The 26298-nt window shown below is 60.5% G+C and carries 22 protein-coding genes; 7 read left to right on the forward strand and 15 right to left on the reverse strand.

What is annotated here, in order from left to right; translation table 11 throughout:
- Window positions 1-103 precede the first annotated feature (103 nt).
- Window positions 104-466, reverse strand: coding sequence for a VanZ family protein (locus RT582_RS20015; RefSeq protein WP_031298192.1), 363 nt, complete (start codon window positions 464-466; stop codon window positions 104-106).
- 189 nt (window positions 467-655) lie between these two features.
- Entirely contained in the window at window positions 656-982 is a 327-nt protein-coding gene (grxD, locus tag RT582_RS20020; protein WP_014819496.1) for a Grx4 family monothiol glutaredoxin, read from the reverse strand.
- 272 nt (window positions 983-1254) lie between these two features.
- Here grxD and argF (RT582_RS20025) point away from each other — a divergent pair, with 272 nt between their 5' ends.
- Window positions 1255-2175, forward strand: a complete 921-nt coding sequence (gene argF, locus RT582_RS20025) for an ornithine carbamoyltransferase (RefSeq protein ID WP_090521664.1) — start codon at window positions 1255-1257, stop codon at window positions 2173-2175.
- The gene (locus tag RT582_RS20030) at window positions 2172-3269 is read left to right on the forward strand and encodes an ABC transporter ATP-binding protein (protein WP_090521667.1); all 1098 of its coding nucleotides are present in this window, start codon (window positions 2172-2174) and stop codon (window positions 3267-3269) included. The genes argF (RT582_RS20025) and RT582_RS20030 overlap by 4 nt, the downstream gene beginning before the upstream one ends.
- Here the strand turns inward: RT582_RS20030 and tadA are convergent.
- From tadA to RT582_RS20045, 3 genes are all read right to left on the reverse strand, one after another.
- Window positions 3266-3748, reverse strand: a complete 483-nt coding sequence (gene tadA, locus RT582_RS20035; RefSeq protein ID WP_090521668.1) for a tRNA adenosine(34) deaminase TadA — start codon at window positions 3746-3748, stop codon at window positions 3266-3268. The genes RT582_RS20030 and tadA overlap by 4 nt on opposite strands.
- Before the next feature lie 19 nt (window positions 3749-3767).
- Complete coding sequence (locus tag RT582_RS20040; RefSeq protein ID WP_125862857.1) at window positions 3768-5138, reverse strand: multicopper oxidase family protein; 1371 nt, start codon at window positions 5136-5138, stop codon at window positions 3768-3770.
- Between the two features lie 1007 nt (window positions 5139-6145).
- The gene (locus RT582_RS20045) at window positions 6146-6787 is read right to left on the reverse strand and encodes a TetR/AcrR family transcriptional regulator (protein WP_125862856.1); all 642 of its coding nucleotides are present in this window, start codon (window positions 6785-6787) and stop codon (window positions 6146-6148) included.
- Window positions 6788-7265: 478 nt separating this feature from the next.
- Between RT582_RS20045 and RT582_RS20050 the strand changes: the two genes are divergently transcribed.
- Genes RT582_RS20050 through RT582_RS20065 form a run of 4 tightly spaced genes read left to right on the forward strand, consistent with a single transcriptional unit; the run spans window position 7266 to window position 11534 of the window.
- Window positions 7266-8249 (forward strand): lipid A deacylase LpxR family protein, encoded by a 984-nt coding sequence (locus tag RT582_RS20050; protein WP_125862855.1) that lies wholly within the window; start codon window positions 7266-7268, stop codon window positions 8247-8249.
- Window positions 8250-8307: 58 nt separating this feature from the next.
- The gene (locus tag RT582_RS20055) at window positions 8308-8478 is read left to right on the forward strand and encodes a hypothetical protein (protein ID WP_185744008.1); all 171 of its coding nucleotides are present in this window, start codon (window positions 8308-8310) and stop codon (window positions 8476-8478) included.
- Between the two features lie 36 nt (window positions 8479-8514).
- Window positions 8515-10545, forward strand: coding sequence for an esterase/lipase family protein (locus RT582_RS20060; protein WP_125862854.1), 2031 nt, complete (start codon window positions 8515-8517; stop codon window positions 10543-10545).
- Complete coding sequence (locus RT582_RS20065) at window positions 10542-11534, forward strand: Lnb N-terminal periplasmic domain-containing protein (RefSeq protein WP_044316086.1); 993 nt, start codon at window positions 10542-10544, stop codon at window positions 11532-11534. Before RT582_RS20060 ends, RT582_RS20065 begins: the two co-directional genes overlap by 4 nt.
- Before the next feature lie 290 nt (window positions 11535-11824).
- Here RT582_RS20065 and arcC read toward each other — a convergent pair whose 3' ends face one another.
- The 9 genes from arcC to RT582_RS20110 form a co-directional block, all read right to left on the reverse strand.
- Window positions 11825-12760 (reverse strand): carbamate kinase, encoded by a 936-nt coding sequence (gene arcC / locus RT582_RS20070; protein ID WP_044316085.1) that lies wholly within the window; start codon window positions 12758-12760, stop codon window positions 11825-11827.
- A gap of 1 nt (window position 12761) precedes the next feature.
- On the reverse strand, window positions 12762-13763 hold the full coding sequence (gene argF / locus RT582_RS20075; RefSeq protein WP_042928809.1) for an ornithine carbamoyltransferase: 1002 nt from the start codon (window positions 13761-13763) through the stop codon (window positions 12762-12764).
- A gap of 17 nt (window positions 13764-13780) precedes the next feature.
- Complete coding sequence (locus tag RT582_RS20080) at window positions 13781-15010, reverse strand: arginine deiminase (protein WP_042928812.1); 1230 nt, start codon at window positions 15008-15010, stop codon at window positions 13781-13783.
- Between the two features lie 23 nt (window positions 15011-15033).
- Window positions 15034-16479 carry a YfcC family protein gene (locus RT582_RS20085; RefSeq protein ID WP_125862853.1) on the reverse strand — a complete coding sequence of 482 codons (1446 nt, stop codon included), beginning with the start codon at window positions 16477-16479 and terminating at the stop codon, window positions 15034-15036.
- A gap of 563 nt (window positions 16480-17042) precedes the next feature.
- Window positions 17043-18173 (reverse strand): ABC transporter permease, encoded by a 1131-nt coding sequence (locus RT582_RS20090; protein ID WP_075274410.1) that lies wholly within the window; start codon window positions 18171-18173, stop codon window positions 17043-17045.
- 1 nt (window position 18174) lies between these two features.
- A complete protein-coding gene (gene rbbA / locus RT582_RS20095) occupies window positions 18175-20943 on the reverse strand; it encodes a ribosome-associated ATPase/putative transporter RbbA (RefSeq protein ID WP_313479576.1) in 2769 nt (922 codons plus the stop codon).
- 3 nt (window positions 20944-20946) lie between these two features.
- On the reverse strand, window positions 20947-22026 hold the full coding sequence (locus RT582_RS20100; protein ID WP_188027809.1) for an HlyD family secretion protein: 1080 nt from the start codon (window positions 22024-22026) through the stop codon (window positions 20947-20949).
- Window positions 22027-22040: 14 nt separating this feature from the next.
- The gene (locus tag RT582_RS20105; protein WP_125862849.1) at window positions 22041-23528 is read right to left on the reverse strand and encodes an efflux transporter outer membrane subunit; all 1488 of its coding nucleotides are present in this window, start codon (window positions 23526-23528) and stop codon (window positions 22041-22043) included.
- A 20-nt stretch (window positions 23529-23548) separates the two neighbouring features.
- Complete coding sequence (locus tag RT582_RS20110) at window positions 23549-23695, reverse strand: hypothetical protein (protein ID WP_185744007.1); 147 nt, start codon at window positions 23693-23695, stop codon at window positions 23549-23551.
- 249 nt (window positions 23696-23944) lie between these two features.
- Here RT582_RS20110 and RT582_RS20115 point away from each other — a divergent pair, with 249 nt between their 5' ends.
- Window positions 23945-24580 (forward strand): TetR/AcrR family transcriptional regulator, encoded by a 636-nt coding sequence (locus tag RT582_RS20115; protein ID WP_313479582.1) that lies wholly within the window; start codon window positions 23945-23947, stop codon window positions 24578-24580.
- A gap of 570 nt (window positions 24581-25150) precedes the next feature.
- Here the strand turns inward: RT582_RS20115 and RT582_RS20120 are convergent.
- A complete protein-coding gene (locus RT582_RS20120) occupies window positions 25151-26287 on the reverse strand; it encodes a sodium ion-translocating decarboxylase subunit beta (RefSeq protein ID WP_125862847.1) in 1137 nt (378 codons plus the stop codon).
- Window positions 26288-26298 lie beyond the last annotated feature (11 nt).

Genomic DNA, 26298 nt, shown 5'->3' on the forward strand with positions numbered 1-26298 from the left:
TGCTTCCCTGACTGTCAACTCGCTCTTCCCCCAGACTCCGCGAAGAACCTTTTTTATTGCCGCTGGACTCTCATCAGGGACTGCGTCCCAGGTTATTCGCTTCCTACTCGGTCAGCGGCTCTCCCAGCCGCTGACGCCACCAGCCCTGCGCCACAACCGAGCAGCCCCAGCCCAGCAGCACGCCCAACACATTGGCCAGCATGTCCCAGCGCGAGGCGGTCCGATAAGGCAGCATGCCCTGCCCGATCTCGATCGACAGTGCCGCAATAACTGTCAGACCCAGCCCCCACAGGAATGGCACCCGCGGGAACGCCAGACGAAGGGTGAACGCCAGCGCGGCGAAACCCAGCAGATGATGCAGCTTGTCTTGCTGATCGAACAACTGCGGTACCGGCTCCGGCTTCAAGCCGTTGAACAGGACGACCGCCAGCACGATCAGAAAGGGCAGCATTCGCATATAGGGCATCAGGTGGCGTCTCTCACTTCAAGGGATCAACAGAACAGAGGGAAACGCCCTCACCGCGACCTCTGACCCGGGAAAGACCATAAAGATCAACGCGTCAGCCGAGCGGCGTTATTCCGCAGAGCGGCACAAACAAAAATGCCCGCATCCTTCGATGCGGGCATCAGCAAAGCCTACGCGGTCAGACCGGGCTTAAGCCTCGGTCTTGCCGACAGCGGACTTGATCAGGGTCTGCAGCTCGCCGTTCTCGAACATCTCGAGGATGATGTCGCTGCCACCGACTAGCTCACCATTCACCCACAGCTGCGGGAAGGTCGGCCAGTTGGCATAGGTCGGCAGGCTGGCACGAATTTCCGGGTTCTGCAGGATGTCGACATAAGCGAACTTCTCGCCACAGCCCATTACCGCCTGGGTCGCGCGAGCGGAAAAGCCGCACTGCGGGGCGTTGGGCGAACCCTTCATGTAAAGCAGCACCGGGTTGTTGGCGATCTGTTCTTTGATGGTTTCGATGATATCCATGGAGTACCTCGGCTAGACACGGTTGCCGCGCATTGTAACGGAAAAAACGTGGGAAAGCCGAGCGGAGGACTCGGCTTTGTTGCGGCGCAAAGGCCGTCAGCACGGCGATTCAGCCCACCGGAGGCCGTGGGCTGCGGATTTGCGCCTATGCTCGCTTTCTGGATAAGATCGCGCCTTTCCCGTTTCGTCGCTCCCCGTGCGACCCCCAGTCGTCGGTCCCCTTTTTCTGTCGAAAAGCACTGGATCGCGCTGCGGCAATAAAGGTAGTTGATATGAGCGCAAGGCATTTTCTCTCACTGATGGACTGCACGCCCCAGGAGCTGAACAGCCTGGTCCGCCGCGGCATCGAGCTGAAGGATCTGCGCGAGCGCGGCGTCCTGTTCGAACCCCTGAAGAATCGCGTGCTGGGCATGATCTTCGAGAAGGCCTCGACCCGCACCCGACTGTCGTTCGAAGCCGGCATGATCCAGCTCGGCGGCCAGGCGATCTTCCTGTCCCCGCGCGACACCCAGCTCGGGCGCGGCGAGCCGATCAGCGATTCGGCCATCGTCATGTCGCGCATGCTCGATGCGGTGATGATCCGCACGTTCGCCCACTCGACCCTCACCGACTTTGCCGCCAACTCGAGCGTGCCGGTCATCAACGGTCTTTCCGATGACCTGCACCCCTGCCAGCTGATGGCCGATATGCAGACCTTCCATGAGCACCGCGGCAGCATCGGCGGCAAGACGGTGGCCTGGATCGGCGACGGCAACAACATGTGCAATACCTATATAGAAGCCTCCATCCAGTTCGACTTCCAGCTCAAGGTCGCCTGCCCCGAGGGCTACGAGCCCGACGCCGAACTGATGGCGCGCGCCGGTGATCGCGTGCAGGTAATGCGTGATCCGCGCGAAGCGGCTGCAGGCGCACACCTGATCAGCACCGACGTCTGGGCCTCCATGGGCCAGGAAGACGAGGCCGCCGCGCGCCTGGCCACGTTCCGCCCCTATCAGGTGGACCGCGCTCTGCTCGATTGCGCTGCCGAGGACGTGCTGTTCATGCATTGCCTGCCGGCCCACCGCGGCGAGGAGATCAGCCACGACCTGCTCGACGATCCGCGCTCCGTGGCCTGGGATCAGGCCGAGAACCGCCTGCATGTACAGAAGGCGCTGCTGGAGTTTCTCGTCGAGCCGGCCTACCACCACGCATGAAACACGAGCCGCCGCTGCTGCAACTGCGTGACCTGGCCTGCGGCTACGGCGAGCAGAGCATCGTCCAGCACCTCAACCTGCATCTGAACCGCGGCGACATCGGCTGCCTGCTGGGCCCGTCCGGTTGCGGCAAGACCACTACGCTGCGTGCCATCGCCGGCTTCGAGCCGGTGCACCAGGGCGAAATCCACCTGGCGGAGTCGGTCATTTCCCGCTCGGGCTTCACCCTGGCGCCGGAGAAGCGCCGCATCGGCATGGTCTTTCAGGACTACGCGCTGTTTCCCCATCTGACCGTGGCGGAGAACATCGCCTTCGGGATTCGCAAGCAGCCTGACTGCTCGCGAATCGTCTCCGAAATGCTCGAACTGGTGCACCTGGCCGCCCTTGGCAAACGTTATCCGCATGAGCTCTCCGGCGGACAGCAGCAGCGCGTCGCACTGGCCCGCGCCCTGGCGCCCGAGCCTGCACTTTTGCTGCTGGACGAGCCGTTCTCCAACCTCGACGTGGAACTGCGCCGGCGCCTCAGCCATGAAGTGCGCGAGATTCTCAAGGCGCGCAACACCAGCGCCATTCTGGTCACCCATGATCAGGAAGAAGCCTTTGCCGTCAGCGATCAGGTCGGCGTGTTCAAGGATGGCCGGCTGGAGCAGTGGGACACCCCGTTCAACCTCTATCACGAGCCACTGACGCCCTTCGTCGCCAGCTTTATCGGCCAGGGCTACTTCATCCGCGGGCAGCTGCTCGACCCGGAAACCGTGCAGACCGAACTCGGCCTGATCCGCGGCAACCGTGCCTACACCTGGCCCGCGGGCAGCTCGGTCGATGTGCTGCTGCGCCCGGACGACATCGTCTACAAGCCGGACAGCCCGCTGCGGGCGCTGATCGTCGGCAAGACCTTTCTCGGCGCATCGACGCTGTACCGGCTGCAGCTGCCCACCGGCAATCAGCTGGTGGCGATCTTCACCAGCCATGCGGACTACCCCACCGGGCAGGAAGTCGGCATCGCCATCGCCGCCGACCATCTGGTGGTCTTTCCGGCACAGGGCAGCGTCGCCGCCCATGAAACGCTGCAGCCGACAACAGCGGCGCGCTAACCCTTCTGCCGGCGCTGGCGGAAGAACTCGCTGAGCACCGCCCCGCACTCCTCGGCCAGCACGCCGCCCTCGACCAGCACCCGGTGGTTGAGAAAGCCCTGATCGAAAAACTGGCCGCGACTGACAACCACGCCGGCCTTCGGCTCGGTGGCGCCATAGACGACGCGCTGGATCCGCGAATGCACGATCAGACCGGCGCACATGCTGCACGGCTCCAGCGTGACGTAGAGCGTCACGCCGGGTAGCCGATAGTTCTGCAGCACCTGCGCCGCATCCCGCACCGCGACCATTTCCGCATGAGCACTGGGGTCGTGTCGGGAGATCGGGCAGTTGAAGCCGCGCCCAATGATCTGCCCATCCTGCACCAGCACAGCGCCGACCGGCACCTCTCCCAACGCAGCGCCCTGCGCCGCCAGCGCCAGGGCTTCGCGCATGAAGCGCTCGTCCTGGCTGCGGTCGATTATCTGCGGCTTCCTCACTGCCCTACTCCGCCCTGTCTCATACCACCTCGATCGCTGCCATCAACCCGGTTTCCATGTGGTCGATGACATGACAGTGAAACATCCAGACACCCGGATTATCGGCGACCAGCGCGATACGGGCCGTCTCGTTCTTGCCCAGTAGGTAGGTATCGGTGAACCACGGATCGATCTTGCGGCGATTGGACGAGATCACCTTGAAGGTCATACCGTGCAGATGAATCGGATGCTGGTACTGACTGAGATTGCGCAGCTCGAAGATGTAATGGCCATCCTTTTTCAGCGTAGCAATCGGGCGATCGGCACAGGTCTTGTCGTTGATGTCCCAAGCCTCGCCGTTGATCTGCCAGAAGGTATAGGCGCCGCCCTGCGCGGCGTCTGTCGACAAGGTACCGGCCCACTCGAAGTTGAAGCGCAGCGTTTCCGCGCGCTGCAGATCCGGCTCCGCCACGGGATTAGCCGGCAACGCCGGCGGCCAGTCGCCGGCGACTTCGTCATGCGCCACCGAGCGCAGCGTCGCCAGCCGTAGCGGACCATTGCGCAAGGACAGCTCCGTGCCAGCGTCCGGCACCTTCAGCGCCAGGTCGATACGCATGCCCGGACCGAGCCAGTACTCCTTGCCCAGCGGCATCGGAGCGACCGGATGTCCATCGAGCGCATAGATGCGCGCCTCGCTATCTGGCAGGTTCAGCCGATAGGTCAGGGTGTTGTCGAGATTCAGCAGCCGCAGCCGCACGACCTGCCCGGCCGGCAGATCAAGCGTGGGTGCATGTGTGCCATTCACCGTCGACAGCACGCCCGGCGTGCCGCCACGGGCCGCCTCGCGCGGCACGCTGAATTCGGTGAACGCCCCCTGCTTGTCGACATGCCAGCTTTTCAGGTTGAGCGTGCGCTCGTGCCTGAAACCGCTTGGTTCGCGCTCCTCGACAATCAGCGGACCGACCAGCCCGCGACCCAGCTGCGCGGCACTGCTGGTGTGCGGGTGATACCAGAAGCTGCCGGCATCGTGCAGCTGGAAGCGATAGTCGAAGAACTCGCCGGGCAACACCGGCAACTGCGATACGTAGGGCACGCCATCCATTTCCAGCGGCAGACGAATGCCATGCCAATGGATGGTGGTGGGCTCGGGCAGATTGTTGATGAAGCGCACCCGCAGCCAGTCGCCCTGACGGCCACGCAGCTCCAGGCCAGGCGCTTGCCCGCCATAGGCCCAGGCAGGCGTGACGTGACCAGGCACCAGCTCCACGTCCAGCGGGGCGGCAATCAATTCGTAGTCATGAGTGGTGATGTCGGCCGGGCGACCGAGCCAGTAGCGCGCGCCACTGCCGGCGAGACCGACGACACCAAGACCGGCCAGGCCGGTGAGAATCTGTCTACGGGTAAAGGACATGCATGGGCTCCAGCCAGTCCGAATTGATGGGCCCATCAGGCTCGACGCGCCTCTCTGCGGAGGCTGCGCATAGCATGAGGGCAGCCTGGGCTGCCCTCATTGCTTCAGATCATTCCCACTCGATCATCAACAGGCCATCTTAGGCCGTGTGGTTAAAGGGATTGGCTGTGATCGATATAGGGCTTACCGTCACATTTACCGTTAACTCTGCAGAGCTCTTACAGACGCGGGGGATAAAGCAATCTGCTGGATGATACCCCTAGCGGCAACATAATCAATCATCATTCATGTTTAGCTATCACCAACTCCTTGACCAGCCCACGGCATTGTCCGCTAGGCCTTCCGCGGCCTGATTACGCGCTTAGTGTGTGCCCTAGCGGTGTAACTGCCCTGATCAAACTTGGCACCGCAACTCCGTGTTGAAGTTGAGATCAACTCTCCGACTTCCTGTGACAAGCGGTACTTTGAATGCGATGCACCGCGCTCTTCGCTGCAGCGTTCCGAATATAATTCCCAGAGGTTGTGTAGCGCTGTCTGCCGATCTGCGAGGCATAGGGCGAAGTAGTCGCGCTTCGTCTTCAGGAGCTATCCATGCCGTCGCTCTGCGGCTGTACACTGGGGTGGTTAGTGATATCAAACCGACATCCCGAGCAAGAGCCGTGTTTGTTAACGGTGCATGTTGAGTCGTTATCGCTTAACCATTTTGGGCAACAAGCGAAGACGTGACAAATGCCTTCATGCGATAACCTGGCCTGAGCCACATCTAATTGCCTCATTGTGGTAACAGTCCACTTTCTCAAGCTTCAGGAGCGACGCCGGTCTTCACCAAGCACTTAGATATGTCTGTTTTACATAATACGGCAGCTTGCCTATCCTTTAAGATATAACGGTATTTTTAGGAGTTCGTTCAACGCGGCCAGATTTAATTGGATTTATTCGGCTGGTCGATAAGTTGCACTCTGCTGGCGCAGCCCGCGTTCAGGCTCGCTGTGGTTAACGCTCAATCCCTAACGCGCTGAGATAGGCCACCAGAGCACGGGGAATCTCCTGCAGCCAAATACGGTTTCTTCAGGAGCCGAGCGGAACATTCCGGATGGCATGGCTAAAAGGATTGCGCTGTAAGCATGCAAATCCTCATCAGTCGCATTCGGGAGCCGTAGGTGCAAAGCCTTTTCATAGATAGATCGAACTGCCGCGCGAAGCACTGGCGACTGCAGCTGGCGATCGCCTAACGCGGGGCCAAGCAGTACTTGAATGTCCTGGTGATTAGTAATGTATTCGAGAAAAGGAAAGATTAGCCGCTCCACCATTTGTGTAGCGGTGAGATGCTTCCATACTTGATCGTCGATAAGCTCCAACCGCTCGGTGATGGCACACAATGCGTCGGTATGGCGCTGATTAACAGCTGCGATGACGCTTTTCTTGTCTGGAAAGAAGTGATACAGCGAACCGATGGAGGTGCCTGACTCCTTTGCGAGGTGATGCATCGTCAGGCCCGCTTCGCCATCACGCTGCAACACTCTTGCGCAGGCATCGAGAATGGAAGCGACACGCTCGTGTCCACGATCCTGCTGTGGTTTGCGGGGTGTCCGGCCTGCTTTCGCAGATGGACGCGCGATGGGCGCTGTTTCGTCCGTCGTTGAGGTCATGGCCTGAATGCTAGCGGAACGCAGCGAAGCATGCAGCAATACTAGACAGATTATTCTAGTTTAGTAATATGCGCAGTCTCACTCCCCGATCGACTCGCATGGCCCAGCCCCGGTATCTGAAGCCCAACACGAAGCGGGAGCCTCACGAGCAGCCATCGATGCCCGTCGACGCCATTGCGCGGCAGCCGGGCGCCTGCTGCCTACCCGGAACTCAACGTCTCAACCCGTCTCCCGCTGATCACGTTTCGGCTGCAGCGAAGCGGAAAGCTCTTTCTGACATCCGGCAGTCCGCCGCGCAGGCGAAGCGCGTCGATTCGAGCTGTGGCGCGGGATTCTGGCTCGGCCGCTGGAAATTGCCCGCGACCGCTATCGGGGCGGCTACTCCATCCATCTCGAAGAACCCGACGCCCAGCGCAACCTGTTCAACACCGAGCCGGCGGTCCTCCCGTTCTTTTCCACCTATCAAGAGGGATCATTGATGAAATACCGCACCCAACTCCGACCAGGCCTGCTGGCCATGCTGCTGGCCGCTTGCGCCGCGGCAGAAGCCGATACGCTCTCGATCAAGGCGGAGAACGACATCATCTCCTCCGGAAGCGATGGCCATTACAGCAATGGACTGGAACTGAGCTGGGGCTTCGAGCCCGAACAGGATCACTGGACTCGTAGCGTCGCCAATCTCCTGCCGGGCTGGTCGGGCAGCGCGGTGGACAGCGTCGCCTACCGTTTCGGCCACCAGATCTATACCCCCGACGAGATCGAAAACAATGGACTGATCAAGGACGACCGCCCATATGCGGGGCTGATGTTCGCCGGGGTGTCGCTGTTTTCGGACACCCGGCACGAGGGCTGGCGTTCGGCCGAGGAATTGCACCTGGACGTCGGCATCGTCGGTCCGGCCGCAGGCGGCAAGCGACTGCAGCGCGCCGTGCACAAGGTCACCGGCAGCGACGAGCCCAACGGCTGGGAGCATCAACTGGAGAACGAGCCTTTCGTCAACCTGGCCTACCAGCACCGCTGGTGGCTGCAGGAGCGCATGGGCGGGCTGGAACTGGAGTACGGCCCCAGCCTGGGCTTCTCGCTCGGCAATCTGTACACCTACGCATCGACAGGCCTGGGGGCGCGGCTCGGGCAGAACCTGCAGCGTAGCTTCAGCATTCCTTCGGTCACTCCTGGGCAAAGCGGCAACCAGTTCTTCCACGCGGGCAGCGGGTTCGGTTGGTACGGCTTCGCCAATCTCGAGGGCCGCTATATGGCGCAGAACATGCTCCTCGACGGCAACACGTTCGAGGACAGCCATTCGGTGGATCGCCGCGAATGGGTCGGCGACGCCACGCTCGGCGGCGTGCTGACCTGGAGCCGCTGGCAACTGGCGTTCGCCAGCGTCTGGCGCACCCGCGAGTTCGAGGGACAACAGGAGCACGACCAGTTCGGCTCGATCACGCTCTCGACCTGGTTGTAATGCTGACGAGGGGCGCTGCGAGGCCCAAGCAAACCATCTCAACAGGAAGAAACTGGAAATGGATGAATTGAATGTAATGCTTTCCATACTGCTGGTGGCGCTCCTGACGATGACTGTCGGGTTCGCCGCGCGCGAGAGGAACTGGGGGGTTGCATTGATCGGACTGGGCATCGTCGGTGTGTTTTCGGTGCTGGGATACAAGATGTACATCACTTACGGCGGTGCGTGACAGGCTCCGTATTCTTGGCGGCCGAAAAAGCCATGCATGGCGCCGGTACTGCGAATGCCGGTGGCCGCTTCCTTTTTCACATTCGAGTTCCTCAGTTTGAATCGTCAACCAGCTCCGCTCCGCGGACAGTTATATGGCTCCATCCTCCGGCGGGGAGCGTTCCTCGTGCTTCTGCTGCTGATGCTGGGCGGTTGCGCCGGGGTCAAGGTGTCCGCCCTCGAAACCAGGGACTACATGTCCCTGCGCCGCGGGGATGTGCTGAGCACAGGGCAACTCAGCGCTTCGGTGGGGACCGCGCTGCAGGTGGTCGGCATCGGCCAGGACGAATGCAAGGCAGCCGCTGCCGTCTGCCTTCGAACGCTGGGCGAGTCGAAAGCGCTGGGCGACGAGCAACGGCTGTCGGTATTGGCCGAACTCTGGCTGCAGGAAGCGTTGCGGCTGGATCGATCGGCGCAGACCGATGCGCAGACCGACGCCATGCTGGATGCTTACCTGGAAAGCGCCCGGCACGCTTACGCTTACCTGTTCATGACCGAGCGCACGGTGGGGCAGAGGGCCCTGGACGATAGGCAGACCCAGGTGCGCGACTATTACAACTTCTCCGTGCAAAAGGCGTTGACCGGGCTCTTTGCGCGCTATCAAGGCAACCCGCCACAGGCTGGCGAAGGCCAGGGCGACTTCGTGCTGCATAGCGGCCGCTGGCAGATTCAGGGTACGGTGGGCAATGTCCGTCTGGCTGGCGGCCGGGACCTGCCGGAGGCGCTGATTCCAGCGGCTTCGCTTTCCTTTAAGGGCTTGCGTAACCAGTATCGGCGGGACGGGTTGGGAGCAGAACTGGTCGCCATGACTGACCGCAGAGTGGTGAGAAAGGACAGTGCGGAGCTGGCCTGGAGCGAGACGCCGTTCCCGGCCGTCACTGCAGTGGCGAGTTTTCCGGGAACGACCCTGGACGAGGTTCTGAGCACGCAAAGGGTGCATATCGTCGGCTACGACCCATTTCGCCAGGACAGCATCACGATGGCCGGGCGAGAGATCCCACTGGCGGCTAGCTTCACCTCTGGCTACGGGCTCTGGCTGGCTCGTTCGGGATTTGCCTCCCAGTCATTGCTGACACTAGTGGGCAAGGGCGAGGTACTGGAAAAGCCACACGTCTATCTGATGCAGCCCTACGATCCGAACCGCCGCATCATCATCATGCTGCATGGCCTGGCCAGCAGTCCGGAAGCCTGGATCAATGTCGCCAACGAGGTGCTGGGCGACGAAGCCCTGCGGCAAAACTACCAGATCTGGCAAGTCTATTACCCGACAAACGCCCCGCTGGCATTCAACAACAAGGCGATCCGTACGGCCCTTGAGCAGACCCTTGAGCACTTCGATCCGAGCGGAACGGCCCAGGCCTCTCGGGATATGGTGGTAATCGGGCATAGCATGGGTGGGGTGCTGTCGCGGTTGATGCTGTCGTCTTCCGGAGATCGTCTGTGGGACGCCCTGCTTGAGAGGTATCCGCTTCAGGGGCGTAGGCTCGAGCGGGTGCAGAAGGAGGTCGGCCCCTATGTGAGGTTCGAGCCCTTGCCCGATGTCAGCCGCGCGATCTTCGTCGCGGCCCCGCACCGCGGCACGCCATTCGCCGAGAACCGCATTTCCCGTTGGGCCGCTGGCCTCGTCAAGCTGCCGGCCTCGGTGCTTGGGCGGATCACCGATGTTGCGCAATTGCTGATCGTCCCGGGCTCGGCCAATGCCGAGGTGTTGACCCGGCCACTCAACAGCATCGACAATCTCAGCAGCAACGACCCCTTTGTCAGGCTGAGCGCCGACCTGCCCATCTCGCCTGCGGTGCGCTACCACTCGATCATCGGCAACTACACCCCCGCGTTGTCACTGCTGGATTCCAGCGATGGTGTGGTGCCGTATTCCAGTGCCCATCTGGCCGCGGCAGAGTCGGAAATCGTGATTCCTTTCGGCCACAGCGTGCAGGAGACGCCCGAGGCCATCATGGAAATCCGCCGCATTCTGCACGTTCATCTGCACGAGTCCGACGGCGACCGGTTCGCGGGACCGGTACCATGACCCTGCGTGTTTTCCTGCAGGTGCTGGCTTCGCTGGCAATGCTGCTGGCGACAGCCTGGGGGGGCATGGCGCTGTGGTATCAGTTGCCGATGATGGCTGCGGGCAAGAGCGCGTCGATAGCCCTGTGGTGCATCCTCGCCTCGGCGCTGCTCATCGCGCTCTGGCGGCTTCGGCCCTGGATTGCGATTTGCGGCTACCTGTCGCTGTTCGCGCTGTTGCAGGTTTGGTGGAACTCCCTAGAGCCCTCGAACCATCGGGTCTGGACCGATGATCTGATGGGAATGACCCACGGACGTGCGGAGGGCAGTCAGGTAACCTTGCACAACGTGCGCAATTTCGACTGGCGCAGCGACGAGGACTATGACCCACGTTGGGAAACCCGCCGCTACGATCTGGATCAGCTGACGTCGGTCGATTTGGCGACCTCTTACTGGGGGATGCCGGCCATCGCTCACGTTCTGGTTTCGTTCGGCTTCGATGATGGCCAGTTCGTGGTATTCACGGTGGAAATCCGCAAAGAGCGTGGCGAAAGCTATTCGGAAATTGGCGGCTTCTTCAAACAGTTCGAACTGAGCATCGTTGCCGCCGACGAGCGAGACGCGTTGCGGGTGCGCACCAACGTTCGCAACGAAGATGTCTATCTGTATCGGGTAAATATGTCCGAAGAGGCGATGCGGGCGCTCTTCCTGTCCTACATCCAGCAGACAAATCAGCTGCAGCAAGAACCTCGTTTCTACAACACCATTACCGCCAACTGCACCACCATCGTCTTTGAGATGATGCGCCAGATCATCCGCGGGTTGCCGCTAGATTACAGGCTGCTGCTCACCGGCTATCTACCCGGATATGTCCAGGATGTAGGCGGTTTAGAGCAGAATCTTAAACTAGAGGAGTTGCGTCAGCAGGGACGAATCACCGAACGGGCTCGGCGGGCAGGTAACAATATGGACTTTTCTCGGGTAATACGCGATGGTGTGCCCGGCTGGTAAGGGAAGGTCCAGTATTGATTTCGCACTAGAGCACAAACCTCTGTGCTAGTTCTGCCAGTGGCCGACGCAAGGAAAATGCCGGCTCCCCGCTGACGAGGCGAACTTCGGAATGGCTAAGTTTCATCGTTCTAGCACAATCATAGTCATGACGTGAACGTATTCGTCGCTGATATTCTGTGATGTTTGACGACGATCCGGGTCGCAGTCGATACCATGAGCGCGGTCTTGAGGAGCCGCTGTTTCGTCCGCGCACAGGTAACGGCTGCAGAATTGAATGAGGATAGGACCGCTCAGTTTCTGCTTGAATGTCTCAGGTTCAACCTCCTCTGGATTCTAGTCCCGACGCAACCCTGCAGCATACCCACCGCATCGTCCAATCTGCCGATGCCGCTGAATCCTCCGAATTCAGCAAAGTCGGCTGCAGCGGCCAGTTTGGGCCCCATAGAACCGGCCGGCAGATCGAGCGCACGCCCTTCCTCCACGCTCAAACTCCTGATCGCCGCTGCGCTGTCCGTGCCGAAATCCCGATAGATCGCATCGACATCAGTCAGCAGCAATAGGGCATCGGCCTGGAGCTGTTGCGCCAGCAGGGCGCTGGCTGCGTCTTTGTCGATGACCGCCTCAACGCCGACGGTACTACCGTCTTCGTTGCGTAGTATCGGAATGCCCCCACCACCGCCGCAGATCACGACTACGCCTTGTTCCAACAGCAACTTGATCACCCGCATGTCAGGGATTTCAAGCGGCTTGGGAGAGGGCACCACTCTTCGCCATCTGTCGCCATCTTGAGCGATATGCCAACCGGCGGTTTTGGCCCGGGATTCGGCTTCGGCCCGTTCATACACGGGTCCGATGAATTTGGTCGGGTTATCGAACGCTGGGTCATGCTGATCCACCACGACTTGTGTCAGCAACGTAGCTACTGGTCGGTCGTGATTCAGCGCATTCTCCAGCTCCTGTTCGATGACGTAGCCAATCATGCCTTCGGTTTCAGCCCCCAACATATCCAGAGGATAGGCCTCGTCCGGTTTGTAGGCAGCGCCCTGCAAAGCCAGAAGCCCCACCTGAGGGCCGTTGCCATGGGTAATGACCAGATCATGGCCAGCCCGTACGATGGCCGCTAGCCCCTGGGCGGCGATCCGCACATTGGATCGTTGGGTACGCGCGGTCAGAGGTTCGCCCCGCTTCAATAGGGCGTTGCCGCCCAGGGCTGCTACTACCAGCATGTCAGGCTCCCAGGGTGGCGACCAGCACCGCCTTGATGGTGTGCATGCGGTTTTCCGCCTGATCAAAAACGATCGAGGCGGGGCTTTCGAAAACCTCGTCCGTGACTTCCATGGCGTCGATACCGAATTTTTGCTGAATCTCCTTACCAATCGTCGTCTCGGTGTTGTGGAAGGCCGGCAGGCAGTGCATGAAGTGCGCCCGCGGATTGCCGGTTTTTTCCATAAGTGCGGTATTGACCTGATAAGGCAGCAACAGCTTGATCCGCTCGGCCCATTTTTCCTCGGGCTCGCCCATCGACACCCAAACATCGGTATAGACGAAATCCACACCGGCGACCGCGCTATCGATATCCTCTGTGATCATGATCCGGGCGCCGGTGGTGCTGGCAATTCGCTGTGCTTCCTGCTGGATATTAGTATGCGGCCAGCAGACCTTTGGAGCACACAGACGAACGTCCATGCCCATTTTGGCGCCGCCGATCAGCAGGCTGTCCCCTATATTGTTGGCGGCATCGCCAATAAAAACATAGGATATGTCACGCAATGGTTTTTCCACATGCTCCTGCATGGTCAGAAAGTCAGCCAGTATCTGCGTTGGGTGGAATTCATCCGTCAAGCCGTTGTAGACCGGCACACCAGCATGCTCGGCTAACTCCTCAACCACGGTCTGGCCGAAGCCCCGGTATTCGATGGCATCATAGACGCGCCCCAACACCCGGGCGGTATCCTTGACCGATTCCTTGTGGCCAATATGAGTGCCAGTCGGCCCCAGATAGGTGACTTTGGCGCCCTGATCAAAGGCCGCCACCTCGAAACCTACCCGCGTGCGGGTGGAGTCTTTCTCGAAGATCAGGGCGATTTCCTTGCCACACAACTGTGGCACTTCGGTACCAGCATATTTGGCTGCTTTCAGGTCGGCTGCCAGTTTCAGCAGGAAACCGATTTCGCGCGGGCTGAAATCCCGCAGCGTGAGAAAGTGTCGGCTTTTCAGATTGAAGGCCATTGCATGCTCCTCGAGTGTCAGATGGCGTCGCGTATGGTCGGGCAGCTCATGCAACGTCCACCGCCGCGGCCTCGGCCCAGCTCTGCGCCGGGAACTTTCAGGACTTCGATTCCGGCCGCTTCCAGAGCGGCGTTAGTGTCGTCATTGCGGTCATAGCCAATGACCACGCCCGGACTCAAGGCCAGAACGTTGTTACCATCATTCCATTGCTCGCGTTCACGCTCGGCGGGCGTATCGCCTCCGGTGGGGATCACGGTCAGGGATTCATAGCCGAGCACGTCGGCGACCACGTCGAACATCGGGCGAGGATCCTGACTGAACGTCAGGTGCTTGCCGCTCGTACCGGGACGCAAGTCATAACAAACCATTTGATCGGCGACTTCCTTGAAGGCGGTAACAACATTGCCGCCGCAGAAGGTGAACACCGTATCCAGGTGCATGGACGCTCGGCTTTTGGGGATATGGCAGGCCACCACGCGATTGACCGTGCCGCGTTCAAACAGTGCATTGGCCATTTGCCCGATCGCCTGGGGTGATGAGCGCTCGCCCATGCCGACCAGCACGGTGCCATTGCCGACCGGCATGATGTCGCCGCCCTCCAGGGTGGCCAGCGCATGATCCTTGAGCGGATCCCCCCAGAGCACCTCGACCTTGCCAGAAAATTTTGGATGAAACCGGTAGATTGCCGCCGTCAGCAGCGTTTCGGGTTTACGTGCGGCCCAGTACATGGGGTTCAGGGTGACGCCACCGTAGATCCAGGCGCTGTTGTCGCGGGTAAAGAGGAAGTTCGGCAGGGGCGGCAGGACAAAGCCATAAGGCCCCAAGTGGTTGCCGAACAGACCGCTCGGATCGAACGGCAGATCGTTCACTTGCAAGCCACCGATCAAGAATTCGGCCAGGGTGTGTCCCGGTAGTTCTTCCATCCAGGCCCGCAAGTCAGAGACCATACCGACACCAATATGATTCCAGCTGATCCGGTGGTCAAGAATCCAGCTTCGCGCTTCGGCGATGTCGAGGATTTCGGCCAGCAGTTGATTGACGTCCAGCACCTCCACCCCTCGGGCACGCATCAGGTTCGCGAATACATCGTGATCCTTTTGCGCCTGCTTGACCCAGAACACATCATCAAACAACAGGGCGTCGCAATTGCTGGGCGTTAGCCTGCGATGGGCAAGGCCGGGTCGACAAACGATGACTTGCCGCAGAATACCTGTCTCGGAGTGAACACCAAGAGCATGTTCAGACATGTGCCACCTCATTTATCAGGGAATTACAGGAAGACACCGATGCTGATCACCAAGGTGATGAACACGGTCAGGATCGCCAGCAAGGGCCAGATGAATACGAGCCAGCGGTCATAGGAGACCCGACCTATGGCCAGGCCGCCGATCACCACCGCGAAGGTCGGGTTGATTAGATTCACCAGGCCGTTGGCTGATTGATAAGCCGTCACCACCAGGTCGCGGCTGACATTGGCAAAGTCCGCCAGGGGGGCAAGAATGGGCATCGACAGTACGGCAAGACCGGATGACGAAGGCACGAGGAAGCTCATGCCTGTCTCGATCCAGAACATCAGGTTGATGAAGCCCAGTTCCGACATGTCGGCCAGGCGCAATTCAGCGCTGTGCAGAATCGTGTCGGCAATCATGCCCTGCTCCATGATGACAACGATGCCTCGCGCCAGACCAACGACCAGAGCCACCCCAAGCAGATCGCGGGCACCGTCTACGAAGCTGCCGGTCAGCTTTTTCTCGCCTAGGCGGGCGACAAGGCCAGCGACGATCGCAGCACCTAGGAACAGTGCGCCCATCTTGTCCATCCACCAGCCCTGGGAGGAAACACCCCAGATCATGACCACAAAGGTCAGTGCAAAGATAGACAGGACCAGTTTCTGGGTCAGGCTCAGCTTGACGTCGCCTAAATCGTCATGCCCCTGTAGAAAAATTTTGCGGTGGGCATCGCGCTGTTTGGCTACCACGGAGCGCGAAGGGTCGGCCTTGACTCGTTTGGCATAGCACATCACGTAGGCGGCACAGATCACCAGCCCACCTACCAGCAGCACTAGACGCAGCAGCATGCCGTCCGTAAAGGGAATGCTCGCCGCATTGGAGGCGATGACGGTGGCGAATGGATTGATGGTCGAGCCCAGCACGCCGACTCCGGCGCCGATCAGAATCACCGCTACCCCGGTCACCGCATCGTAGCCGGCGGCAATGACGATCGGAATCAGAATGCCGTAGAACGCAAGGGTTTCCTCGGCCATGCCGTAAGTCGTGCCGCCAAGCGCGAACAGCGTCATCAGGATCGGAATCATCCATATCTCTCGGCCTTCCAGATGTTGCATGACGCTGCGTATACCGGTGTCGATCGCACCGGTGGCATTTATCACCCCGAGAAAGCCGCCCAGAAACAGCACGAACAGCGCCACGTCGATGGCGTTGGCGACATAGCTTTCTGGATCATAAAAACCCGCAATGGGAGCCAGCATGACGTCCATAAAGCCCTGGGGGATGGGCTCGACCACTTGGTAAGTACCTGGCACAGCCACTTCACGACCGACCTCTTCATTCATCACCCGCTCATACTTTCCGGCGGGAATAACCCAGCTCAGCGCAGCAACTAGAACGATCAGTAGCAGCAGGATGGTATAGGCCGTTGGAAAGCGGCTTGTCAGATCCTCTTCCGGGTTTTGCGCGGTAGTGTTTTCTTCAGCCATGGTGGCTCTCCTTCTCTGTGGCCTCACTGAAGACTGCGATAGCGCAGCTAGTGGTGCCGGTAGATTGGCAGTGATCCTTCGATCAACGGTAGCGGGGCAATAAAAAACCGTCCAGTCGTTTGTTTTTGTGAGCGATTTAAATGCGTTGGAGTTGATTAAGATCTATCTATTGAGCAACAAATGCGGGAGTAGCATTCCTTTATGCATCCCCAGCTTTACTGTGAGCATTGGGGCGCCTAGCCAATGGCGATTGATAGCAGAGGTGAGGACAACCGCACCATCGCCGTCGGCGTGCCTAGCTCTCCGCCAGAGGTACTAAGGGGAGAGGTGTATACCGTTGACGTTGAGGTGACCGCATCGGTTTGAATTCAGCGGCAAGGGCTGGAGGGTTAACCTGGAAGGTCGACGTTTTTCGGAACTGGATCTGGAGCGCACACGACAGCGTTATTGAATGCCCCGCAGAAACGGGCGAGCCAAGTTCTGATCGGGGCGATCAGATCCTATCAGTCAACACTTGCTTCGCACGATACGAGCATTTGTTTACGAGTACACGCGGCAGCCAGTCACGCCATCTGGCCGATGGTTTTGCGAAAGCGTGCCAACGACAGGAAAAACAGCACCGTGCCGATCAGGGCCAGCGCCAGGAACGGCTGCCATACCGTCTCCAGGCCCGCGTCCCGGTAAAGGATGGCCTGGCTCAGCTCCACGAAATGGGTGGTGGGTGCGATCAGCATGATGTTCTGCACTATCTCGGGCATGCTCTCGCGGGGCGTGTCGCCGCCGGATAGCATCTGCAGCGGCATGATGGTGAGCATCATCAACATGCCGAATTGGGGCATGTTGCGCGCCAGGGTGGCGATGAAGATGCCCATCGAGGTGGTGGCGAACAGGCTGAGCGCCGCGCCGGCGAAGAACAGCGCAATGGAACCCTCGACGGGAACGCCCAGGACGCCGCGCACCATGAGATTGAGGGACAGGAAGGAGGCGATCAGCACGACCAGGGCCATCGACCAGACCTTGGAGAGCATGATCTGCGCGGGCGTGACCGGCATCACCAGCAGGTGCTCGATGGTGCCGTGCTCGCGCTCCCGGATCAGCGCCGCGCCGGTCAGGATGATGGACAACAGCGTGATGTGGTTGATGATCTGCACCACCGAGCCGAACCAGGCCTTGTCCAGTGCGGGGTTGAAGCGGGCGCGCAATGCCAGATCCACGGGTGGCGCGTCGGTGCCGCGGTAACGCTTGACGAACTCATTGACTTCGCCGGTGAAGATCTGCTGGATATAGCCACTGCCGGTGAAGGCCTGGCTCATGCGGGTGGCGTCGACATTGAGCTGCACGGCAGGCGATCGCCCCGCCAGCACGTCGCGCTGGAAGTTGGGCGGAATGACCAGAGCGAAGGTGTACAGCCCCGCGTCCATGCCCGGGTCCACGTCCCCATAGTCGATCATGGCCGGTGGCGTGAACTGCGGGGGGTAGAAGGCCGAGGCAACCCGCTGGGACAGCGCCGAATTATCCTCGTCGACGATGGCGATGGGCGCGTTGTGCAGCGTCTCCGGCATGGACGTGGCCTTGGTGTAGACCGACGCGGTGAACACATAGACGATGAGCACAAGCATCATCGGATCGCGCCAAAGACTCCACAGCTCCTTGACACCAAGGTCGTAGATGTTGGCCAGGTTTCTTCTGCGCATCTCAACGCTCCTGCTTCTTGAGTAGCAAAACAGCCACGCCGAGAATGACCGGAACCGAAATGAGCATCGACCACAGCGGCCCCGTCAGGTCGGCCAGGCCGAGTGATTTGTTGAACACGCCACGGCTGATGGAGATCATGTGCGTGGCGGGGTAGATCTCGCCGATGAACTTGCTGGAGCCTTCAAGCGAGGACACCGGATCGATCAGGCCGGCGAACTGGGTGGCAGGAATGATGGTGCCGATCATGGCGAAGAACATGGCGGCGATCTGGCTGCGCGTGACGGCCGAGGCCAGCAGCCCCATGCCTGTCGCGGCGAAGGAGAAGATCAGCGCGGCCAGCGACAGGGTGAAGAAGCTGCCCGTGACCGGCACACCGAAGACGGTGACCGCGAGCAGGCTCATCAGCAGGAAGTTCACCATGGCCAGACCGACATAGGGCAGTTGCTTGCCAAGCAGGAACTCGATGCGCGTGACCGGCGTCACGTACAGATTGGTAATCGAGCCTGTCTCCTTCTCGCGCACCACCGCCAGCGCGGTCAGCATCGCCGGCAGCATGAGCAGCAACAGGGGAATCACCCCCGGCACCATGGCCGGCAGGCTCTTGACATCGGGGTTGTAGCGAAAGCGTGTCTCGACGCTCGCATTTCCTGCGGCGCTGGCACCGCTGCGTTCGCTGGCCTGTACGAGCAGCCAGTGCTGGTGCATGCCCTGAACGTAGCCCTGGACGGTTTCCGCGCGTTGCGGCATGGCGCCGTCGATCCAGGCACCTATCTGCACGTTCTGGCCTCGCAACACATCGCGAGAGAAGCCAGGGGGGATCTCAATGGCCAGCGACAGTTCGCCGTTGCGCATGCGTCGATCAAGGTCCTCGTAGTCGATGATCGGCGCGTGCTCGGTGAAGTAGCGCGATCCGGCCAAGTTCAGCGTGTAGTTCTGGCTAAGCGTGGTCTGGTCGCGATCGAGCACCGCATAGCTCAGGTCCTCGACGTCCATGGTGATGCCGAAGCCGATCACGAACATCAGCAGCAGCGAACCGCCCAGCGCCAGCGTGGCGCGTACCGGGTCCCGCTGCAATTCCAGCGTCTCGCGCCACAGATAGCTGAACATTCGCTGCAGACTGAAACCGCCAGAGCCGTGCCCGCCGTGTTCAGCGGGCGCCGCCGATGGTTGCTCCTCGTGATCGGCGGCCCCGGGCTGGCTGGCCGGCGCCGCCGTGCCGCCCTCGGCTTCGACGAGGTAGCCGATGAAGGCCTCTTCAAGGGTTTTGGCGCCGCGCTTCTCGACCAGTCTGGCGGGCACGTCGCTGTCGAGCACCTTGCCCGCATGCATCATCGACATGCGGTCGCAGCGCTCTGCCTCGTTCATGAAGTGGGTGGAAATGAAGACCGTCACCCGGTCACGCCGCGACAGCTCGATGAGCAGTCGCCAGAACGCATCGCGCGCCACCGGGTCGACGCCCGAAGTCGGTTCGTCCAGAATCAGCAGTTCTGGCTTGTGCACCATGGCGACCGCCAGCGACAGGCGTTGGCGTATGCCCAGAGGCAGACTGGCCGGCAGGCTGTCGATGACGTCCACCAGCCCGAAGCGCTCCACCATCTCATCGACGCGAGCAGGAATGTCCTCCGGGGACACACTGAAGAGCTTGGCGTGCAACTCCAGGTTCTGGCGTACCGTGATTTCGCTGTAGAGCGAGAACGCTTGGGACATGTAGCCGACGCGGCGGCGGGTGCCCAGATCATGCGGGTTCACTTCATGGCCGAACAGCCAGGCCCGACCCTCGCTCGCCGGCAACAGGCCGGTAAGCATCTTCATCGTCGTGGACTTGCCGCACCCGTTGGAGCCGAGGAAGCCGAAGATTTCACCGCGCCGGATGCGGAAGGACACGCTATCGACGGCAACGAAGTCGCCAAAGCGCATGGTCAGCCCCTCGGCCTCGATGGCGATATCGTCCGCGCCGCCATCCGACAAGGGGGGAATGACTACCGCTTGGTGTCCGCGCTTTTTCTCTTCCGGGAGCAGGCGGATGAATGCCTCTTCCAGGTTCGGGCTGCCTGTTCTTGCCAGCAATTCCTTCGGCGTGCCGGTGGCGAGGACCTTGCCGTCGTCGATGGCGGCCAGCCAGTCGAAGCGCTGGGCCTCATCCATGTAGGCCGTGGCCACAATCACGCTCATGCCGGGGCGATCGGCGCGGATACGGTCAATCAGATCCCAGAACTGCGCGCGCGCCAGCGGGTCCACGCCAGTCGTCGGCTCATCGAGAATCAGAAAATCCGGGTCATGAATCAGCGCGCAGCACAGGCCGAGTTTTTGCTTCATGCCCCCGGACAGCTTGCCTGCCGGGCGCTCCAGGAATTTGAACAGGCCAGTGGCCTGAGTGAGCTCATCGATACGCTGGCGGCGCTCTGCGGCGCCATGACCGAACAGGCGCGCGAAGAATTGCAGATTCTCCTCGACCGAGAGCGTCGGGTACAGGTTCTTGCCCAGTCCCTGCGGCATGTAGGCGATGCGCGGGCATACCTGCTTGCGATGGGCCTTGCTGGCCATGTCGCCACCCAGCACCTCGACCGTGCCCTCCTGGATGATGCGCACACCCGCCAGCAATGAGAGCAGACTGGATTTGCCCACGCCGTCGGGGCCGATCAGGCCGACCATCCGTCCGGCGGGAATGTCCAGATCGATGCCATCCAGGGCGATGACGTCGCCGTAACGCAAGCGCACCTGACGGACGCTTGCAACGGTCGTGGGCTGCGCACTCGCACTGTGGCTCATACCTTACTCCGGCACGCGAACGGAGAGGTTTTGAGGCCACTCGGCATTGGCGTCGAGTTTGATCCAGGCCACGCCGGGCAACCCGGTCTTGACCTGATTGAGGTGCTCACGCAGCAACTCCTGCGAAATCTGCGCGCGCACGCGAAACATCAGTTTCTGCCGCTCGCTCGCGGTTTCTACCGTCTTGGGAGTAAATTGCGCCACACTGGCGACGAAGGAAACGCTCGCTGGAATAACAAACTCCGGCGCGGCATCCAGAATGATGCGGACCTCGGAACCCAGCGCGACGCGGCCGGCCACGGTCTCGGGCAGGAAGAAGGTGATGTAGACGTCCGACAGGTCGATAAGATTCAGGACGCGTCCGCCCGATCCCAGCACCTCGCCGGGTTGCGCCACCCGCACCTGCACCCGACCGTCACGCGGCGAGCGCAGTTCGCTGTCGCGGATGTCCGCTTCGATGCGATTGATGCTGGCCGTGGCAGCGGACACGCTGGACCTCGCGCCGACGAGCTGCGCCTTGGCGGCCTCAACCGCGGCGCGGGCAGCGGCGGTCTGTGCTTTGCTGGCCGCGAGCGTCGCCTGTGCGCCCCGCACGCGCGCCCGGTCATCGTCCAGCTCCTGTATCGAGGCGGCGCCTTCTTGGGATAATGTCTGCGAACGTTTCAGCCGCCGTTGCGCGGCATCGAGCTCCGACTCGCGCTGACCGACGAGTGCCTGCGCCGCAACCACGTCGGCTTCACGCAGCGCCACCTGGGCCTGTGCTGCGGTCACCGAGTGCTCGGCCTGTTCACGCATGGCGAAGGCTTCGTCGCGCTGCGCCTCAAGCGTTTCCAGTTGCATCCTGGCCAGTGGCTGGCCCGCTGAGACGAAATCGCCTTCACGTACGAGGATGTCTTCGATACGACCGGGAAGCTTAGTGGCGATATCGATCTCGGTGGCTTCGATCCGGCCGTTGCCGCTGACGAACCCTTCGCCGGGTCCGCTGTCGGCAAGCTCCGTCCAGCCCCACCAGGCCAGCGCGATAACAACCGCTGCAGCGGCAGCGACCAGGAGTTTTTTCTTGAGAGAGGGTGAGACAGTCATAGGTTCGGCGTGCCTTAACGGGTTAATGGCGTGGGAGCGGGCGTCGAGGTTGCACCCTGGGTTTCGTCGGTTGCAGCGAGGGTGCCGCCGCCGAGCGCGGCATACAGTGCCACCTGGCTAGACAGCAGCGCACGGCGCGCCTGTACCAGCTGTTGTCCGGCATCCAGCAGATCGCGTTGGGCGTCCAGCACCTCCAGGAAAGCGGCCGAACCGTTGTCGTAGCGCAACTGGGCCAGCCGGGCGCGTTCGCTTTGTGCTTCCAGATTGGCCCGCTGGATCGTCAATTGCTCAGCCAGCCAGTACTTGGCGCTCAGTGCATCAGCCACCTCGCGAAAGGCCGTTTGAATGGTTTTCTCGTATCCGGCGACGGCGATGTCGCGGCGCACCTCGCTCAGTTCCAAGTTTGCGCGCCGCCGCCCGCCATCGAAGATGGGCAGCGACAAGGTAGGCATGAAGGTCCAGGCGCGGCTGCCGGAATCGAACAGGCCGTCAAGATCGGAACTGGCCGTGCCGAAGCTGCCGGTCAGCGCAATGCGCGGCAAGAACGCCGCACGGGCCGCGCCGATGTTGGCATCGCCGGCACGCAATTGGTGTTCGGCGGAAATGATGTCCGGGCGACTGACCAGCAGCTCCGAGGGCAGGCCGGCCCGGAGTTCGGCCAGCACCGTTGTTTCATCGAAGGGTGCCTTGGTGGGCAGCGGGCCAGGATCGGCACCTACCAGCAGTGCCAGCGCGTGCAGTTGCGTGGCGCGTGCTTGCTCAAGCTGGGTTAGCAGCGCCTGAGCCTGGTTCAGCAAAGTTTGGACTTGAGTGAGGTCCAGCTTCGAGGTCGAGCCGACTTCAACGCGGCGCCGGAAAATGCGATAGGACTCCTCGCGGGTCGCGACGGTTTGACGGGCGATAGCCACGCGTTCGTCTATCTCGCGCAAGCCAAGATAACCGTCGGCCACCTGGGCGATCAGCGCCAGGTGGACGGCCTGGCGGGCCGCGTCGGAAGCCAGCCAGCTTTGCAGGGCGGCGTCTTCCAGGTTGCGGACCCGGCCCCACAGATCCAGCTCCCAGGTGCTCAAACCCACCTCGGCCCGATATTCGCCGCCCACCTGCGACCGGCCCGACATGTTCAGATCGCCAGGGACGCGGGCGCGTCCACCCTGGGCACCCACGCCCACGGCAGGAAATCGATCCGAGCGCTGAATGCGGAATGCGGCGCTGGCTTCCTCGACACGCAGCGCGGCCAGGCGCAGATCGCGGTTGTTCTCCAGCGCTGTCTCGATGAGGCGTTGCAGCAAGGGGTCGGTGAAGTATGCCTGCCAGGTAAGCTCCCGCGCATGGGCACCGTCTGCATCTAATACAAGATGGCTTGGCCAAACTTCGGGCACCGGCAGCGGCGGGATTTCAGGAGCGGGAGCGAGAGTCATGCATCCGGTCAATACGACGGCGCTCAGAACCAGCGAGGCAGTGCGGGGTCGGAACTCAGAAAATATGAGAGAAGCTGAGAGCATTGTCACGTTCCGTACGAGTATCAGGCTGAATGGGGTCTGGTTGAAGAGGTGTAGCCCGCGTACAGCAGCGTCAGGCCGGTGGCGCTATCCTTGTTTGCTGACGGGAAGGAACGCCGCAACACTTCGATAGCCAGCGATGTGTTGCGATCGCAGGCGGCCTCGATCACGGCTCACACCTCGCATTTGTTACCTAGGATTGTTTCGTATGTGCCATACGCCATCGCGCGCAGCTTAGAAACAAACGTCCGGACGGTTTTTTGATTATACGTGACAAATCCCGCTCTACAATGAGCGATTCTCTAATCATCGATCACCTTTCAATTGAACTGCTTTGGTCTAACATTGGCCCATTATTTCAGGTGGCATCGGTGACCGACCTATGGGAATATTCCTCAGATTTTTGACAGGGCCGCTGAATGCCAGCCAAGAAAGACGACGTGCCAGACAAGCGCCGCTATCTATCCTCGGCAGCCAGGAAAGAGGAAATACTGGACGCGGCTCTGATAGAGTTCTCTGATCGGACATATAATGCCGTGTCGATGGAGCGCCTTGCGGAATATGCGGGCTTATCCAAAGCAGGTATCTACGCCCACTTCAAAAGTAAGGAAGAAATTTTTCACGCCTTGCTTGAGCGTATTACGAAGCAGCTCTCCGATTTCCAGGGCTGGCTGCCTGATGAAGATCTTTCGCTACCAGAGTTGGTCGACATCTATCTGGATCGTCTGTACACAACGTTTGAATCCCCCTCCACGATATCGATCTTCCGATTACTTCTGGCCGAAAGCGCTAGAGCGCCGGAGCTGGTAAAGCGTTGGCACGAGGAGGTTGTGCACGGGTTACGAGAGCGGGCGCAGCTCATTATCCAACGCAACATAGACCGGGGGGTTGTTCGTCCGTGCATCTTGACAGAGCACTTTTTCCCGCTGGCGCTCGCGCCTGCACTGCTGTGGCTGAACTCCTCAATACTATCTAGGGGTAATCCGTCTATGCCGCTGATGCAAGTGCGGAATGCGCATCGGCAGTTACTGCTTGATCTCCTTGAGCCAAGATGAAGGAATATCCAGAATCAACTGCAGGGCACCGAATTTGATTCACAGGATGAGCTGATACCCCCAAGCAGCACATATGGCTTGGCCTATTTAGGTGTCATTATCCAAGTCTATGATGAGCGACGTCCTCGTATAAGCGAGCAGCTCACTTATTAGGTGTACCCCCAGCTTGGCTTGGCAGACGAAGTTGAGCACTGCTATCCATGCCTAGAGTTGTCTTAGGACCCGCAGGTATATCTGGAATCCCCATCCATGAAACCCGCTGGTTATATGTGATCTCTCTTTTTCTGACGAGAGATTATGCCGCCACTTCCCGAAGCCCGTTCCACGTAAAGGCCCGACGCTACGACCGCTTGGTCGGCTTCCTCAAGACGTAGCCGTGCTTGATTGCTGGATCAAAAGCGTCGAGCGTGAGGCAGCACTTTTCATTCGAAACGCTGGAAGCTGATTGATAACGCTCCCAGTGTTTCGGCCCCAGATGAATAACGTTCCGATAGCTCGCAGCGAGCCAGAGGCGAAAACCATAGGGCAATAGGCTTGCCACAACAGTCTTGTCAGCTCCTCAGTCAGCCGCTAACCAACGAAACTCAGCAGAATCCCCGCAGCAACAGCCGAGCCGATCACCCCTGCCACATTGGGCCCCATAGCATGCATAAGTAGGAAGTTTTGCGGATTCGCCTCAAGCCCTACCTTGTTCGACACTCGCGCCGCCATTGGCACTGCCGAAACGCCAGCCGACCCAATCAGCGGGTTGATTTTATTTGCGCTGAACATGTTCATGACCTTGGCCATCAGCACGCCTGCCGCTGTACCGCCGCAGAACGCAACCATGCCAAGCAGCAGAATTCCTAGGGTTTTCATCTGCAGAAAGGCTTCGGCGGATAGCTTGGAGCCGACGGTCAGTCCCAAGGCAATGGTCACGATGTTGATCAGTGCGTTGCGAGAGGTGTCAGCCAGGCGATCTACAACCCCACACTCGCGCAAGAGATTACCAAAGGCGAACATGCCCACCAGCGGAGCGGCGTCGGGCAAGAGCATGCCAATCATCAGGGCAAGCATCAGCGGGAATACGATCTTTTCCACCTGCCCGACATGGCGCAGCTGCGTCATGACGATGGCGCGCTCTTCCTTGGTGGTCAGCACGCGCATGATCGGCGGCTGAATCAACGGAACCAGCGCCATGTACGAGTAGGCCGCCACGGCAATCGGACCCAGCAGGTGCGGTGCGAGCTTGGCAGTAACGAATATCGAGGTAGGTCCGTCCGCACCGCCGATGATGGCGATCGAAGCCGCTTCGCGCATGCTGAACTCCATACCCGGAATCCCCATCGCTGCCAGTCCCAACGCACCGAGCAAGGTGGCGAAGATACCGAACTGCGCTGCCGCACCGAGCAGCAGGGTCTTGGGGTTGGCCAGCATCGGACCGAAATCCGTCATCGCACCCACGCCCATGAAGATCAGCAGGGGGAACACGCTGGTCGGCAGACCTACCTCGTAGAACAGGTGCAGGATGCCGGCACCCTCGGCCATGTTGGCGACCGGAATGTTGGCGAGCAGGCCCCCGAAGCCGATCGGGATCAACAGCAACGGTTCGAACCCCTTGCGAATCGCCAGATAGATCAATGCCAGGCACACCACGATCATCAGCAGCTGACCAGGCTCTATGTGATAGAGACCGGTGCTGTGCCACAGCTTGAGTAACTTATCCATGCAGCAGCACT

Source organism: Stutzerimonas kunmingensis (assembly GCF_032106285.1).
GTDB lineage: Bacteria > Pseudomonadota > Gammaproteobacteria > Pseudomonadales > Pseudomonadaceae > Stutzerimonas > Stutzerimonas kunmingensis_B.